Here is a 15742-nt window from a genome sequence, read left to right on the forward strand (position 1 = left end):
TCCCATCCTGCCCCGCCGCTGGTCAGCCCTTGATGTAGGGCTTGCCGTCGGCGGCCGGCGCCCGCACCTTGCCGACCAGGCCGGCCACGGCCAGCAGGGTGGCGAGGTACGGCAGCATCGCCAGGAACTCGCTCGGGATGCTGCTGTCGATCGCGCCGAGGTACGTCCCGAGCTGGTCGGCGAAGCCGAAGAAGAGCGCCGCCAGCAGGGCACCGGTCGGGCTCCACCGCCCGAAGATCAGTGCCGCCAGCGCGATGAAGCCCTTGCCACCGATCATGTTCTTGCTGAAGGTGTAGAGCGCCAGCGTGTAGGAGGCGCCACCCAGCCCGGCGACCATGCCGGCCAGCAGCACGTTGCGGTAGCGCAGCGCCAGCACCTTCACCCCGAGGGTGTCGGCGGCGGTCGGGTGCTCACCCACCGAGCGGGTCCGCAGCCCCCACCGGGTACGGAACAGCCCGACGTGGATCACCACCACCAGGATCAACGCCAGGTAGAGGAAGATGTTGCCCCGGAACAGTGCCGGCCCGAGCACCGGAATGTCCGACAGCACCGGGATCGGCCACGCCTCGAACCTCGGCGGCTGGTTGTACTTCTTCGCGTCCGGCTGCATCAACCGTTCGTAGAGGAACCCGGTCAGCCCGACCGCGAGGAGGTTGAGCACGATCCCCATCACCACCTGGTCGACCAGGTAGCGGATGGTGAAGATCGCCAGCAGGAGCGAGATCAGCGCGCCACCGAGCGCCGCCGCGACCAGCCCGATCCAGGCGCTCGCCGCGAGCGTGCCGACCAGGGCCCCGGCGAAGGCGCCCATCAGCAACTGGCCCTCGATCGCCACGTTCACCACGCCGGACCGCTCGCAGAGCACCCCGGCCAGGGCGCCGAAGATCAGCGGCAGGGCAAGGATGAAGGTACCCCGGACGATGTTGACCAGCGGCATGAAGTTCTGCCCGGTCGGCGCCGCCGACACCTGCCAGCAGAGAAAGGAGAGCACCACCCCGACCACCGCCACGCCGAGCAGCGGCACGAACCAGCGCTTCGGCAGCCCGGCCAGCAGCGCCGCGCCGGCCGCCGCCGCGACTAGCCCGAACAGGACCGCCCCGACCGTGCCGTCGATGGACAACGCCGCGCCGGCGGCATCCTCGCTGAGGGTGAACCGCGCCTTCTCACCGGTGGCCAGCGCGCCGAAGAGCACCGCCGCTACCAGCCCGAGCAGTACGGCACCGGCGCCGACCTTGCGGTCCCGGATCCAGAAGCCCGGCCGTACGGTGACGGCCAGCTCCTCGGCAGTCATGGTCGACATCAGCGCCGCCTTCCGTTCGCGACTGCGGGGCTCGCAAGCTCACTCCTCGCGCTCACCTGTGCCGCCTTCCGTTCGCGACTGCGGGGCTCGCAAGCTCACTCCTCGCGCTCACCTGTGCCGCCTTCCGTTCGCGACTGCGGGGCTCGCAAGCTCACTCCTCGCGCTCACCGACTACCAGCCCTTCGCCATGCTCGTGGACAACCTGGCGGCCCGGGCGGCCCGGAGCCCGAAGATCGCCTTCACCAGTGCGGGCGCGGCGATGAAGATGACGATCAGCGCCTGGAGTACGGTGACCAGCTCCAGCGAGATGCTGGCGTACGACTGCATCCGGTTGCCGCCGGCCTGGAGCGCGCCGAAGAGCAGGGCGGCGAGCGCGACCCCCCACGGCTTCACCCGGCCGAGCAGCGCCACCAGGATGCCGTCGAAGCCGATCTGGGCGATCACCAGCGGGGTGAGCGCGGTGGCGGTGGTGCCGAGGACCATGTTCGCGCCGCCCAGCCCGGACAGCGCCCCGGCGATGACCATGACCAGCACGTACGTCCGGCCGACGCTGATCCCCGCGGTCCGCGCCGCGTCGGGGTTGGCGCCGACCGCCCGCAGTTCGAAGCCGAAGGTGGAGCGGTTGAGCAGCCAGCCGACCGCCCAGGTGGCGGCGATCGCGAGCGCGATGCCGAGGTGCACCCGCAGGTCGCCGCCGAGCAGCCGGGGCAGTTGGGCGGAGCCGTCCACCGGCCGGCTGATCGCGTCCGTCCGGTTCGGCGCGTGCACCCCGTCCTGCACGATGATCCAGGCCAGGAAGGAGAAGGAGACGTAGTTGAGCATGATCGTGGTGATCACCTCGTGCGCACCGGTACGCGCCTTCAGGAAACCGGGGACGAATCCCCAGATCGCCCCGCCCACGGCCCCGGCGAGTACCGCCACGATCAGGTGCACCACCGGGGGCAGCGGTAGCAGGAACCCGGCCAGCGCGGCCAGGATCACCCCGAGGGTGGCCTGCCCCTGGGCGCCGATGTTGAACAGCCCGCCCCGGAAGGCGAGCGAGACCGCCAGCCCGGTGAAGACCAGCGGGGCGGTGTAGGTCAACGTCTCCGAGATCGGCGCGAAGACCGGCTGCCAGCCGCCGGTGCCGTCGGCCCAGGCCCGCACCGCCGCCGGGTCGAAGACCGCGCCCTTGAACAGGTTTGCGTACGCATCGCTGACAACCGCCCAGCTGGAGTTGATCGCGTCGGAGGGCTGGGCGGTGAAGTAGCCCCAGGTGGCCAGCACGTCCGGGTCGGAGATGACGATCAGCACGGCGCCGATCAGCGTGGCCAGCACGATCGCCAGCACGGTGACCGTGGCGGTGTTGGCCGCCCAGAGGTTGTGCACGAACGCCTGGAGCAGCTGCCGTCCACCGCCGTCCCGGTCGGTCGGCCCCTTGCCGGCCCCGCCCGGGGTCTGCTCCGGCGACGGCGACCCGGGCTCGTTCACGTCGGTCATCGGGTTTCCTCGCTACCAGCGACGTCGGGAGCCGGGCTCACCGGCCCGTCGGGGCTTGCGGCCGACTCGGCACCGTCACCGGTCCCGGCCGCCCCGGCACCGCCACCGTCGGCGGTCCCGGCCGGTGCGGCATCGGTGATCCCGGCCATCAGCAGGCCGATCTCCTCGCGCGGGGTGTCCGGCCCGACCATGCCGATGATCCGGCCCCGGTACATCACCGCGATCCGGTCGGCCAGCCCGATCACCTCGTCCAGCTCGCTGGAAACCAGGAGTACGGCGACGCCGATGTCCCGCTCGTGGATGATCCGGCGGTGGATGAACTCGATCGAGCCGACGTCCACCCCCCGGGTCGGCTGGGCGGCCACGAAGAGCTTGAGCGGCCGGGACATCTCCCGAGCGATGATCACTTTCTGCTGGTTTCCGCCGGAGAGCGTGCCGACGGCCGCCTCCGGCGACGAGGTGCGTACGTCGAACTCGGGGATCCGCTCCCGGGCCGAGGCGGCGATCGCCGCCGGCCGGAGCGCCAGCCCGGAGCCGAACGGCGGCCGGTCGTAGATGTCCAGCACCAGGTTCTCGGCGACGCTGAACTCCTTGACCAGCCCGTCGACGCTGCGGTCCTCGGGCACGTAGCCGACCCCGGCCCGCAGCACCCGTTTGGTCGGCCAGCCGTCGATGCGCTGGCCGGAGAGGCTCACCGTGCCGTGCAGCACCGGACGCAGCCCCATCAGCGCCTCGATCAGCTCGGTCTGGCCGTTGCCCTGCACACCGGCGATGCCGAGCACCTCACCGGCCCGTACGGTCAGGTCGACGCCGTCGACGGCCCGGACCGACCGCTCGTCGTCGACGACCAGCCCCTCGACCTCCAGCACCGGCTCACCCGGTGCGGCGGCGGACTTCTGCACGGTCAGGTTGACCGTACGCCCGACCATCAGCGCGGCCAGTTCGTCCTCGCTGGCGCTCGGGCTGGCGGTGCCGACGGTCCGGCCCCGGCGGATCACGGTGATCCGGTCGGCGATCGCCCTGACCTCTTTGAGCTTGTGCGTGATGAAGACGATCGACTTGCCGGACTCCTTGAGCGACCGCATTATCCCGAGCAGTTCCTCGGTCTCCTGCGGGGTCAGCACGGCGGTCGGCTCGTCCAGGATGAGCAGGTCGACGTCCCGGGTCAGCGCTTTGAGGATTTCGACCCGCTGCTGCACGCCGACCGGCAGGTCCTCGACCACCGCGTCCGGGTCGACCCGCAGGTTGTAACGGGTGGAGACCTCGGTCACCTGGCGCCGGGCCCGCCGCCGGTCGAGGAAGCCGGCGATGCCGCCGCGGACCTGCTCGGCGCCGAGCATCACGTTCTCGGCCACGGTGAAGACCGGGACCAGCATGAAGTGCTGGTGCACCATGCCGATGCCCGCCGCGATGGCGTCACCGGGACCCTTGACCTTCAGCGGCCTGCCGTCGACCAGAATCTCGCCCTCGTCGGGCTGGAGCAGGCCGTACAGCACGTTCATCAGGGTGGACTTGCCCGCGCCGTTCTCACCGAGCAGGGCGTGGATCTCTCCGGGCTCCACCGTCAGGTCGATGTGGTCGTTGGCGACCAGTTCACCGAACCGCTTGGTGATGCCGCGCAGTTCGAGTCTCAGCGCAACCTCCTGGCGAGTGCGGGCGATGGTGCAGCCTAGCTGCTGCTCGGCGTGAAAATCGGTCGCCCCGACCGGCGTGCAGATCTGTCTGCACGCCGATCGGAGCGACCGGATCGTCGGCCTACGGAGCCGTACCGGTCGACCGCCCGAGCTGGTCGGGCGGTCGACCCGGAGGTCACTTGGGCTGGCTGGCCGAGGTGACGGTGATCGCGCCGGAGCTGATGTCGGCCTTGAGCTTGTCGATCTCGGCCTTCAGCTCCGCCGGCACCTTGCTGTCGAACTCGTGGTACGGCGCCAGCGAGACGCCGTTGTTGGCCAGGGTGCCGAGGTAGCCGGGGTCGTGCGCCAGCTTGTCGCCCTTGGCCGCGCTCACCACGGCGTCCTCGACGGCGCCGGAGATGTTCTTGACGACCGTGGTCAGCAGGGCCGGGCAGTTCGGGGTGCTCTCGCAGCCGTCGACGTCGACCCAGATCACCGAGTACTTGCCGTTGGAGGCCTGCGCGGCCGCCGTGGTGCCCAGACCGGCGCCGCCGGCCACCGGCATGACGATGTCCGCGCCCTGGGCGACCAGGGTGTCGGAGACCTTCTTGCCCTCGTCCTGCTTGACGAAGTCGTTGGTGAACGACCCGTTCTGGGTCTCCTTGTTCCAGCCCAGGACCTGGACGTTCTTGCCCTTGGTCTTGTTGTAGTGGGCCACCCCGTCGGCGTAGCCGTCCATGAAGATGGTCACCGGACCGATCTTCATGCCGCCGTAGGTGCCGACCTTGCCGGTCTTGGTCATCCCGGCCGCCAGGTAACCGGCGAGGAAGGCGGCCTGAGCGGTGTCGAACTGCATCGGGAAGACGTTGCTCTCCGGCAGCTTCGCGTCGACGATGCCGAACTGCTGGTCCGGGTTCGCCTTGGCGATCTTCGAGGTGGCCTCGCCCATCAGGCCACCGACGGCGAGGATGAAGTCGCAGTCCTGGTTGACGTACTGGGTCAGGTTCGGCTCGTAGTCGGCCTCGGCCTTGGACGCCACGTACTTGATGTCGATCTTGCTGTCGGCGGCCTTGGCCGCCTCCAGGCCCGCCCAGGCGGAGGTGTTGAACGACTTGTCGTCGATGCCTCCGACGTCCGTCACCATGCACGCGGTGTACTTGTCGGCCGCGGCGCCGCCATCGTTGCTATCGCTCGGAGCCTCACCACACGCGGCGGCGCCCAGCGCGAGCCCGCCCACCGCGAATACCGAGACGATCCGCATCCCACGCACAGAGCGCAAGACGGTCTCCTTCCCATTGCACACCGCCCACCGCGGTGGCAGCCCTAAGCCGGCCTGCGCGTTGCCGCCGGCTGTCCCACGTTACGGACGGGAGCGTACGCCCGCGCCTGTCCACCGGCCGACAATCGTGCCTGACTGTTGAACGCCCGTTACCCTTACGTAACTTCAGGGTGCGCGACATCACTTCCCGGCCAGCCCGATGCGTGACCTGGATCTGTGGCCGTCACGTTTCCGCCCGTTTCCGCAGGCCGGCCAGCGAGGCGGGCCGGCGGGGCCGGCTCAGTGCCAGACCAGGGCCCGGCCAGCTCAGCGCCAGAAGACCGCGACGGCGGCGTTGACCAGGGTCAGCCCGACGATCGCCAGGAAGTGGCCGCGGTTGACCTCTTCCCGCTTGCGGGAGAAGAACACCATCACGAAGATCGCCAAGGCGATGACCAGCTTGGTGCCGAGTTTCGCCGGTGCGGGCTCGTCGCCGTCCCGTAGCGGCGCCGAGAGTCCGATCCCGGTCACCAACTGGATGACGGCGCCCCAGAGCATCATCGGGTTGATCCGGATTCGTCCGGTGACGTACTGGGCGGCGGCGCCGCCCAGCAGCAGGGCGAAACCGATCAGGTGGGCGTAGAGGAGTATCAGCCGGAGAGGTTCCACGGCCGCCATCCTCCCTCATCGCGTACCGTACGTCGCCCCCGGCCCGCTTCACGCGGACCCGGGGACGACCACGGTGGGGCATGCCGCTCCTTCCGGGATGTAGTGGCCGCGCCGAGAGGCGAAAGGTCGAGGCCGCTACATCACCGAAGTAGCCCGATCATCCACCTCGACGGCGGCGGGGGCCGTCGGGGTGGGGTGGGCCAGGGTGGGGCGGGACAGGGCGGTCAGGAGCAGGCCGGCGGCGGCGTACCCGGCGAGGACCAGCAGCGGGGTGCCGACTCCGGCGCCGTCGAAGAACGCCGTCGACCGGAGCAGGGTCCCGCCGGCACCGACGGGCAGCCACTGGCCGATCTCGCCCCAGGGCTGGGGCAGTAGTTCGGGCGCCGCGCCGACCGCTGAGAGCGGGTTGCCGACCAGGAAGACCAGCACCGCGCCGAGCCCGATACCGGGCCGACCCAGCAGCGCGCCGAGCCCGGCGACGGTGGCCGCGACCGCCAGCCCGACCAGCCCGAGGGCGGCGCCGACGGCCAGCGTGTCGCCGGGCAGCAGGCCGAGCCAGCCCTGGAGCACCAGCGGCCCGGCGACGCCGACCAGCAGCCCGAAGCTGACCAGCCCGGCCAGCCGGGCGAGCCGGCTGCCGAGCAGCAGCACCAGCAGCGCCCCGGCCACCATGCCGGTCATCCCGAGCGGCAGGAAACCGGCGGCGAAGCCGGCACCCCGGGGGTCGTCCGGGTCGGCCGGCACCACGTCGACCACCGGGACGGGCTGGCCGGCGGAGAACTGCCCGGCGGCCTGGCTGAGCAGGGCCGCCACCGCCGGGCTGGCCGCGCTCGCGGTGTGCAGGGTCACGCTGTCCGGGCCGAGCACGAAGGCGGCGTACGCCTCGCGGTCGCGCAGCGCCCGGTCGGCGGCCGTACCGTCCGGCAGCCGGATCACGTCGAAGGCGCCCGGCGCGGCGGCGTCGAGTTGCCCGACGAGTCGGTCGGTGGCCGGGGTCGGCCCGGCGACGATCACCGGCAGGTCGCGCGGCTCCAGGTTCGCCGCCGGCCCGGCAAAGAGCGGTACGAGCAGCGACTGCAACAGCACCACCGCCATGGCCAGCAGGACGGCGACCGCCAGCGGCCGGCGCGGGTGCGTCGAGGTGAGCGGCCCGGAGGGGGCGGGTGGACGAGTCATCTCGGACTCCTTCTAAAACGAATGCTCGTTCTCTTATTCAGCCTCCTCCCCACACGCTCCCCGGTCAACGAACGAACGCTCGTTTTATACTGTGTGCCGTGCCACGCGTATCCGACGAGCACCTGGCGGCCCGGCGACGGCAGATCCTCGACGCCGCCCGGCGCTGCTTCCTGCGCAACGGCTTCCACGCCACCTCGATGCAGGACGTGATCTCCGAGGCCGGTCTCTCGGTGGGCGCCGTCTACCGCTACTTCGGCAGCAAGCACGAGCTGATCACCTCGATCGCCGAGTCGGTACTCGACGGCGCCGACCAGCTCTTCGAGACGCTGGCCTCGGCCGAACCGCCCCTGCCGCTGATCGAGGCGCTGGACCGAGCGCTGACCTTCGTCGAGTCCCAGACCGGCCCGGACGGCGTCCTCCCGCTCGCCATCCAGGTCTGGTCCGAGTCACTGCGCGATCCCGCGCTGGCCGAGTTCGTCGCCCGGCTCTACAGCGGCTTCCGGGCCCGCTTCGTCGTACTGGCCAGGCGGGCCCAGCAGGCGGGCGAGCTGCCGGCCGACGCCGACGTCGAGGCGGTGGGTGCCGCCCTGTTCGGCCTGATCCCCGGCTTCGCGCTGCAACGGATCCTCGCCGGCGGCCCGGACCCGAAGACCTATCTCGACGGCGTACGCGCCCTCCTCGCCGGCCAGGGCGTGCGAGAGTAGGTGACGGAAGCCGTCCGAACAGGACGGGCCCGTCCCGGGCGCCAGCCCGGGACCAGGGCGTACTGGATCTTCCACGGTCCTGGCGGCGGAGCTACCATCGGCCGACCCGGGCCGACGACCCGGCCCCGGTGCAGAGCCCCGGCTACGCCGCGACCGGCCGGCAGGGCGGACGGGAGTCACGCTGTGGTGTTGGCCAGGAACGCGACCGGCGGCACGCGCCGACCGGCGATCGTGTTTCTCGCGCTTGTCGAAACGGTGGCGGTGCTGCTCGCCCTCGGCATCGCCGGGATCGCGACCAGCGGTCGGGATGGACCGGCCGCTCCCATCGCCGCCCCGGGTGCCACGACCCCGGCACCCGCCCCGTCGGCCCGGCCCCCCTCGGCCGTCGGCACCACGCCGGCGATCCGGCCCGGTCGGCCGGGCGGGTCGGCCCCGGTGCTGCGACCGGACCAGCTCACCCCGCCGCCCGGGTCGGGGCACAACGCGGCCGACATCCGCTTCGCCACGATGATGGTGCCGCACCACGAGCAGGCTCTGCAGATGGCCGCCCTCGTCCCGGACCGGGCCGGCAGCACCGGTGTGATCGCGGTCGCCGACCGGATCCGGGCCGCCCAGCGGCCCGAGGTCGAGGTGCTGCGGGGCTGGCTGCGCGACCGCGGCCTCGACTCGCTGCTCGGCGGGACCGGGCACGAGCACCCCACCATGCACGGCATGCAGAGCCCGGAGGCGATCGCCACGCTCACCGCCACGACCGGGACGGACTTCGACCGGATGTTCGTCGAGATGATGAGCGCGCACCACCAGGGCGCCATCGCGATGGCCCAGGAGGTACTCGTGCACGGCGTCGACCGGCAACTCCGGGAGCTGGCCCGGAACATCGCCTTCGCGCAGGCCGTCGAGGTCAACCGGATGCGCGAGGTGCTCGACCCGGCGTCGAAGTGAGCCGTCGCTCCGGTCACCCCTTGGTGCCGCCGCCGGTCAGCCCGGAGACCAGGTGCCGCTGGGCGTAGAGGAAGACCAGCCCGGCCGGGATGGTGACCAGCACCGCCGCCGAGGTGAGGTACTCCCACTGCGGGTTGAACTGGGGTACGAACTGCTGGAGCCCGTACGCCAGGGTGAAGTTCCGGTCCTCCTGGATGAACGCGGAGGCGTACGCCACCTCGCCCCAGGCGGTGAGGAAGGCGTAGAAGCCGGTGACCGCCAGCGCCGGCCGGGCCAGCGGCAGCACGATCCGCCAGAAGATCCCGTAGGGTCCGCAGCCGTCGAGTGCCGCCGCCTCGTCGAGGGCGATCGGGATGGAGTCGAAGTAGCCCTTGAGCATCCAGACGCAGAACGGCACCGCGATGGTCAGGTTCGCGATGATCAGCGAGGTCGGTGTGTTGATCAGCCCCAGCCGAGCCATGATCATGTAGATCGGCACGATCAGGATGGCGACCGGGAACATCTGGGTGACCAGGAAGATCGTCATCAGCGGCCGCCGGCCCGGGAAGTTGAACCGGGAGACCGCGTAGCCGGTGGTGGCGGCGAGGAAGATCCCGAAGAGCATGGTGAACGCGGCGACCAGCACGGAGTTGCCGAACCAGCGTACGAAGCTGGTCTCGCCCAGCACGTACGCGTAGTTGGCCAACGTCGGCTCCTTGACCAGGCTCAACTCGCTGCTCTGCACCGCGTGGCCGGGCTTGAAGGAGGAGAGCAGCACCCAGAGGATCGGGCCGACCGCGATCAGCGAGGCGACGATCAGCGTGCCGTGCAGCCCCACCGAGCGCAGCGGGCTCCGGCCGGTACGGACGGATCGACTCATCACCACACCTCGCCCTGTTTGCGCATCGCCCGCCGGTAGAAGACCGAGAAGACGAGCAGGATGGACAGGATCAACACCCCGTAGGTCGAGGCGAGCGAGTAGTTCCGGATCCCCTCGAAGGCGGCCCGGTAGGCGCCGGTCACCAGGATGTCGGTCTGGCCAGCCGGCTGGCCCTCGGTGACCAGGAAGATGATCGGAAACATGTTGAAGGTCCAGATGGTGCCGAGCAGCAGCACCGTCATGCTGACCGGGCGCAGGCCGGGCAGGGTGACGTTGACGAAGCGCTGCCACGGGCTGGCGCCGTCGATCTCGGCCGCCTCGTACAGCTCGCCGGGGATGGTCTGCATGCCGCCGAGCAGCGCCACCATCATGAACGGCACCCCGAGCCAGATGTTGGTGACGATCGCGGTGAACAGCGAGGTCCACCGGTTGGCGAACCAGTCGACCGGGTCGACCCCGACGGCGGTGAGCAGCGAGTTGGCCAGCCCGAACCGCTCGTTGAAGATGAACTTCCAGGCGAAGGCGCTGACGAAGGCCGGCACCGCCCACGGCAGCACCAGCAGCACCCGGTAGAACCCGCGCAGCCGCATCGGCCGGTTCAGCATGGTGGCCAGGCCGAGCCCGAGCCCGTAGTGGAACGCCACGCAGACGGAGGTCCAGATCAGCGTGACCCCGGTCCACTGCCAGAACTCGCCGACTCCGCCGGTGAGCACCCGGAGGTAGTTGTCCAGCCCGACGAACTCCCACCGGTTGGGGTTCTCCTTGCAGACCTCGCCCCCGGTGATCGACCTGGTGCAGATCTCGGCCAGCTGGTTGGCCTCGGTCAGGTTGGTCAGCGAGAGCCAGATGCCGCGGGCCAGCGGATAGAAGATCAGTACCGCGAGCACCAGCACGACGGGGAGCACCATCGCCCAGGCGTACCAGTGCCGGTCCCAGCTTCGGCGCAGCCGGGACGGGCCGGCGGGGCGGCGGCCGGGCGGCGCGGGCGCCGGCGCCGGGCCGGCGGTCACGGTGGTCATCAGCAGCGCTCCAGGAAGGGAGCCCGGCAGGGCCGCCGGCCAGCGCCGGTCGGCCCCGCCGGGTGCCGGACGGGTTCGCCGGCCGGAGCCGGCGCCGATGGTGGGATCACATGCCGTACGCGGGCACGACCTCGGACTTGTACTTCTCGGCGACCTCGTCCAGGGCCGCCTTCGGGTCCTTGTTCTGCACCAGGACCTGGGTGGCCATCTGGTCCAGCGGGCCGAAGAACTGGCCACCCTCCGGGATCCACGGCCGCGGCACCGCCGACTCGACGACCGGCCGGAACGCCGAGATGACCGGGTTGTTCTTCACCGTGTCCAGCTCGTACGCCGACTTGCGGGTCGGCAGCAGGCCGAGCTTGTCGGCGAGGAAGCCCTGCGACTCCGCCGAGCTCATGAACTTGACGAACGCGATCGCCGCCTCGACCTTCTCCTGTGGCATGCCGGACCAGATTACGTAGTTGTGCCCGCCGACCGGCGCACCGGCCTTGGCCGAGCCGGCCGGGACCGGGGCGATGCCGAGGTTCTCCAGCCCGCCGAAGGTCGGGGCGCTCTTGACGTTGTTGACCTCCCACGGCCCATTGATGATCATCGCGACCTTCTTCTCCTTGAAGAGGGTCATCATGGTGCCGTACGCGTCGTTGGCGGCCGGCTTCGGCGCGGCGCCACTGGCGATCAGGTCCTTGGCGACGTTCAGGCCGGCGACGTTCTGCGCGGAGTTGACGACGATCTTCTTGGCGTCGGCGTCGACCAGGTCGCCGCCCTCGCCGTACATGAAGGGCAGCATGAAGTAGCCGGCCGGGTTGACGTAGACGCCGTCCGCGCCGGTCTTCTCCTTGACCGCCAGCGCGGCGGTCTTCAGATCCGCCCAGGTCGCCGGTGGCGAGCTGATGCCGGCCTTGGTCAGCAGTTCCTTGTTGTAGAGCAGGGCGAGCGAGTCGGTGACCTGCGGTACGCCGTACGTCTTGCCGTCGTACTTGTCCGCCGAGAGCGGGGTGGGCAGGAAGTCGGACTCGTCGGCGGTCAGCTCCGAGCCGTCGAGGGCGTAGAGGTAGCCGAGCGAGGCGAACTCCGGCACCCAGGCGACCTCGGCGCGCAGGATGTCCGGGGCACCGGTCTTGGCCTGTGCGGCGGTCTTGAACTTGTTCTGTGCCTCACCGAACGGCACCGACTGATAGTTGATCTTGACGTTCGGGTACGTCTGGTTGAACTTCGCGACGAGTTCCTGGAAGGCCGGTCCCTCGTTCTTCGGATCCGAGGTGTCCCACCAGGTCAGGTCTGCTTTAAGGGCGGCGGGATCGGTCTTGGCGCCCGACTCCCCCGACTTGTCGTCCTCGCCGCCGCAGGCGGCGAGCGTCAGAGCAAGGGTCGTGCAGGCGAGTACGACGATCCCTCTGGCTGTGCGACGCATCTAGCGCTCCTCGTTCTGCCGTCCGGGTATCGGCGGGACAGTAGCAAGGAGTTGCTGGTTACGAAACCCCTTGCAAACCTCCTTGCAACAACCGTCGCCCAGTCGTCACCTGGCGGGGCAATTGATCCCTTTCGCAGGTGCCCGCCGGCCCGTGTAGAGCCCGCCGTACCGGCATCGTCAGCGCGCCGGCAGGCGGGCGCCGGCGCGGCACGGACCGGCTCTGCAAGTACTTGCGGTGGGCTTCGCAAGAATCGACTCGTGGGCTACAGTTCCGCCATGCGTGCACGACTGGCCGACATCGCCCAGCAGGCCGAGGTGAGCGAGGCCACGGTGTCGCGGGTGCTCAACGACCGCCCCGGGGTGGCGCCGGAGACCCGACAGGCCGTACTCACCGCGCTCGACGTACTCGGCTACGAACGCCCGGCCCGGCTCCGCAAGCGCAGTGCCGGGCTGGTCGGGCTGGTCGTGCCGGAGCTGGAGAACCCGATCTTCCCGGCCTTCGCCCAGGTCGTCGAGTCCGGGCTGGCCCAGGCCGGCTACACCTCGGTGCTCTGCACCCAGACGCCCGGCGGGGTCACCGAGGACGAGTACGTCGAGATGCTGCTGGACCGGCAGGTCTCCGGGATCGTCTTCGTCTCCGGCCTGCACGCCGACACCGCCGCCGATCCGGCGCGATACCGCACGCTGATCGCCCGGCCGCTGCCGATCGTGCTGGTCAACGGCTATCAGCCCGGCCTGCCGGCGCCCTTCGTCTCCTGCGACGACCGGGAGGCGGGCGAGCTGGCCGTGGCCCACCTGGTCGCGCTCGGACATCGCCGGATCGGCCTGATCACCGGGCCGGGCCGGTTCGTGCCGGTACAGCGGAAGGTGGCCGGTTTCAAGGCCGCGATGAAGCGGCTGGTCGGGCTGGCCGACGCCGAGCTGGACGAGCTGGCCGAACTGTCACTGTTCGGTGTGGAGGGTGGCGAGGTGGCGGCCGCCCGGTTGCTCGACCGGGGCGTGACCGGGCTGGTCTGCGGCTCCGACCTGATGGCGCTGGGCGCGATCCGGGCGGCCCGGCAGCGCGGCCTGTCGGTGCCGGCCGACCTCTCGGTGGTCGGCTACGACGACTCGCCGCTGATGGCGTTCACCGATCCGCCGCTGACCACGATGCGGCAGCCGGTCACCGCGATGGCGGTCGCGGCGGTACGCGCGCTGGTCGACGAGATCCACGGGCACGCCGCGCCGCACTCGGAGTACATCTTCCGGCCGGAGCTGGTGGTGCGGGGCTCGACCGCGGTCGTGCCGGGGGTGCTGGACAAGCCGGTGGGCCGGCCCGGGCCGCCGGCCGACCTGCCGCTGCCGGTCTGATCCGGCCGGCTCGCAGAGCAGCTCCGGCAGGTTCTTGCGCAAGGATTGCTTGACTCTTGCAGAGCCGACCGGGCATCCTGCCTTGACCCGCCCGGCATTCCCATGCCCGACGAACGGACACCGCATGAGCGAGCGAAGCGAGCGAATCAGTTGGCTCAGTGCCTATGTGCCGCATGGCGGCACCGAGCGAAGCGGAGTGCCGGCATGAGCGTCTCCCCCACACCGAGCCGGCCCGAGGACTGGTGGAAGTCCGCGGTCGTCTACCAGGTCTACGTCCGCAGCTTCGCCGACCACGACGGCGACGGCATCGGCGACCTGGCCGGGGTACGCAGCCGCCTGCCGTACCTGCGCGACCTCGGCGTCGACGCGCTCTGGCTGACCCCGTTCTATCGCTCACCGATGGTGGACGGCGGCTACGACGTCGCCGACTACCGGGACGTGGACCCGATCTTCGGCGAGCTGGCCGACTTCGACCAGATGATCACCGACGCCCACGCGCTCGGGCTGCGGATCATCGTCGACATCGTGCCGAACCACACCTCCGACGCGCATCCGTGGTTCGTCGCCGCCCTGGCCGGTCCGCCCGGCTCGGCCGAGCGGGACCGCTACCTGTTCCGGGACGGCCGGGGCGCCGGCGGCGAACTCCCGCCGAACGACTGGGAGTCGATCTTCGGCGGTCCGGCCTGGACCCGGGTCCCGGACGGCCAGTGGTACCTGCACCTCTTCGACCCGGCCCAGCCCGACCTGAACTGGCGGCACCCCGAGGTACGCAGCGAGTTCTCCGACGTACTCCGGTTCTGGCTCGACCGTGGCGTGGACGGGTTCCGGATCGACGTGGCACACGGGATGATCAAGGCGGACGGGCTGCCGGACGTCGGCGACGGCGTACCGGCCGGCCAGCGCCAGGTCGAACTCCTGGGCCGGGCCCGGCTGCCCTACTTCGACCAGGACGAGGTGCACGACATCTACCGGGCCTGGCGGCCCATCCTGGACAGCTACCCGGGCGGCCGGATGGCGGTCGCCGAGGCGTGGGCCGAGACCCCGCAGCGGTTGGCCCGTTACGTCGGCCCGGACGAGCTGCACCAGGCGTTCAACTTCGACTTCCTCGACGCCACCTGGTCGGCCGACTCGTTCCGCAAGGTCGTCGACACCGCGCTGGCCGAGTCGGCGATCGTCGGCGCGCCGACCACCTGGGTGCTCTCCAACCACGACAAGCAGCGACACGTCACCCGGTACGGCGACGGCGCGCTGGGACTGCGTCGGGCCCGGGCGGCCGCCCTGCTGATGCTCGCGCTGCCCGGCAGCGCCTACCTCTACCAGGGCGAGGAACTCGGCCTGCCGGAGGTGCTCGACCTGCCGGACGAGCTGCGCCAGGATCCCGCGTTCCGGCGCACCGGCGAGAGCCGGGACGGCTGCCGGGTACCGCTGCCGTGGAGCGGCGACGTCCCGCCGTACGGCTTCGGCCCGGCCGGTGGCGCCCCGGCCTGGCTGCCGGCCCCGCCCACCTGGCGGGCCCGCTCGGTCGCTGCCCAGACCGGTGACCCGGACTCGACCCTGGAGCTGTACCGGGCGGCGCTCCGGCTGCGGCGCGAGCACGCCGCCCCGGCCGGCCCGGGCGCGGTGACCTGGCTGGACGGTGAGCCGGACGTGCTCGCCTTCAGCCGGCCTGCGGCGGGCACGACGGAGCTGGTCTGCGTGGTCAACTTCGGCGACGAGCCGGTCGACGTCGATCGTTACGGGACGCCGATCCTGCGCAGCCAGCCGGCCGCCGAGCCGGCGGGACTGCCGACCGACACGGCGGGGTGGTTCATCCGGCCGGTAACCGGGTAACCCGCTATCGACCTGGTCGTCCGCCGCGCTTCGCGCCGACGGGCGGCCAGGGCGGCGACCCCTTTGTGGTGGAGGGGATGGTGGTACCGGTGCCCCGGGAGCGCGCGCTCCCGGGGCACCGGTGCGTTCCCC

General features: G+C 70.9%; 13 protein-coding genes. 4 read left to right on the forward strand and 9 right to left on the reverse strand.

Features of this window, described 5'->3' with window-relative positions; genetic code table 11:
• Window positions 1-22: 22 nt before the first annotated feature.
• The 6 genes from EV371_RS30005 to EV371_RS30030 form a co-directional block, all read right to left on the reverse strand.
• On the reverse strand, window positions 23-1300 hold the full coding sequence (locus EV371_RS30005; protein ID WP_130465010.1) for an ABC transporter permease subunit: 1278 nt from the start codon (window positions 1298-1300) through the stop codon (window positions 23-25).
• A 171-nt stretch (window positions 1301-1471) separates the two neighbouring features.
• Window positions 1472-2779 carry an ABC transporter permease gene (locus EV371_RS30010; RefSeq protein ID WP_130465011.1) on the reverse strand — a complete coding sequence of 436 codons (1308 nt, stop codon included), beginning with the start codon at window positions 2777-2779 and terminating at the stop codon, window positions 1472-1474.
• Entirely contained in the window at window positions 2776-4440 is a 1665-nt protein-coding gene (locus tag EV371_RS30015) for an ABC transporter ATP-binding protein (protein WP_207230841.1), read from the reverse strand. Before EV371_RS30015 ends, EV371_RS30010 begins: the two co-directional genes overlap by 4 nt.
• A gap of 148 nt (window positions 4441-4588) precedes the next feature.
• On the reverse strand, window positions 4589-5653 hold the full coding sequence (locus EV371_RS30020) for a BMP family ABC transporter substrate-binding protein (protein WP_130466320.1): 1065 nt from the start codon (window positions 5651-5653) through the stop codon (window positions 4589-4591).
• 324 nt (window positions 5654-5977) lie between these two features.
• Entirely contained in the window at window positions 5978-6319 is a 342-nt protein-coding gene (locus EV371_RS30025) for a hypothetical protein (protein ID WP_130465013.1), read from the reverse strand.
• A 135-nt stretch (window positions 6320-6454) separates the two neighbouring features.
• Entirely contained in the window at window positions 6455-7495 is a 1041-nt protein-coding gene (locus EV371_RS30030) for a hypothetical protein (protein WP_207230644.1), read from the reverse strand.
• 98 nt (window positions 7496-7593) lie between these two features.
• On the opposite strand from EV371_RS30030, the gene EV371_RS30035 reads away from it, so the two are divergent.
• The gene (locus EV371_RS30035) at window positions 7594-8199 is read left to right on the forward strand and encodes a TetR/AcrR family transcriptional regulator (RefSeq protein WP_165436871.1); all 606 of its coding nucleotides are present in this window, start codon (window positions 7594-7596) and stop codon (window positions 8197-8199) included.
• A gap of 189 nt (window positions 8200-8388) precedes the next feature.
• Window positions 8389-9141, forward strand: coding sequence for a DUF305 domain-containing protein (locus EV371_RS30040; protein ID WP_130465014.1), 753 nt, complete (start codon window positions 8389-8391; stop codon window positions 9139-9141).
• 13 nt (window positions 9142-9154) lie between these two features.
• On the opposite strand, the gene EV371_RS30045 is transcribed toward EV371_RS30040, so the two are convergent.
• The 3 genes from EV371_RS30045 to EV371_RS30055 form a co-directional block, all read right to left on the reverse strand.
• Complete coding sequence (locus EV371_RS30045) at window positions 9155-10000, reverse strand: sugar ABC transporter permease (RefSeq protein WP_130465015.1); 846 nt, start codon at window positions 9998-10000, stop codon at window positions 9155-9157.
• The gene (locus EV371_RS30050; protein ID WP_130465016.1) at window positions 10000-11019 is read right to left on the reverse strand and encodes a carbohydrate ABC transporter permease; all 1020 of its coding nucleotides are present in this window, start codon (window positions 11017-11019) and stop codon (window positions 10000-10002) included. The genes EV371_RS30045 and EV371_RS30050 overlap by 1 nt, the downstream gene beginning before the upstream one ends.
• Before the next feature lie 106 nt (window positions 11020-11125).
• Window positions 11126-12430, reverse strand: coding sequence for an extracellular solute-binding protein (locus tag EV371_RS30055; RefSeq protein WP_130465017.1), 1305 nt, complete (start codon window positions 12428-12430; stop codon window positions 11126-11128).
• A gap of 276 nt (window positions 12431-12706) precedes the next feature.
• On the opposite strand from EV371_RS30055, the gene EV371_RS30060 reads away from it, so the two are divergent.
• On the forward strand, window positions 12707-13780 hold the full coding sequence (locus EV371_RS30060; protein ID WP_207230645.1) for a substrate-binding domain-containing protein: 1074 nt from the start codon (window positions 12707-12709) through the stop codon (window positions 13778-13780).
• 204 nt (window positions 13781-13984) lie between these two features.
• Window positions 13985-15610 carry a glycoside hydrolase family 13 protein gene (locus EV371_RS30065; protein ID WP_130465019.1) on the forward strand — a complete coding sequence of 542 codons (1626 nt, stop codon included), beginning with the start codon at window positions 13985-13987 and terminating at the stop codon, window positions 15608-15610.
• The last annotated feature ends 132 nt before the right edge of the window (window positions 15611-15742 follow it).

Source organism: Plantactinospora sp. CNZ321 (assembly GCF_004217235.1).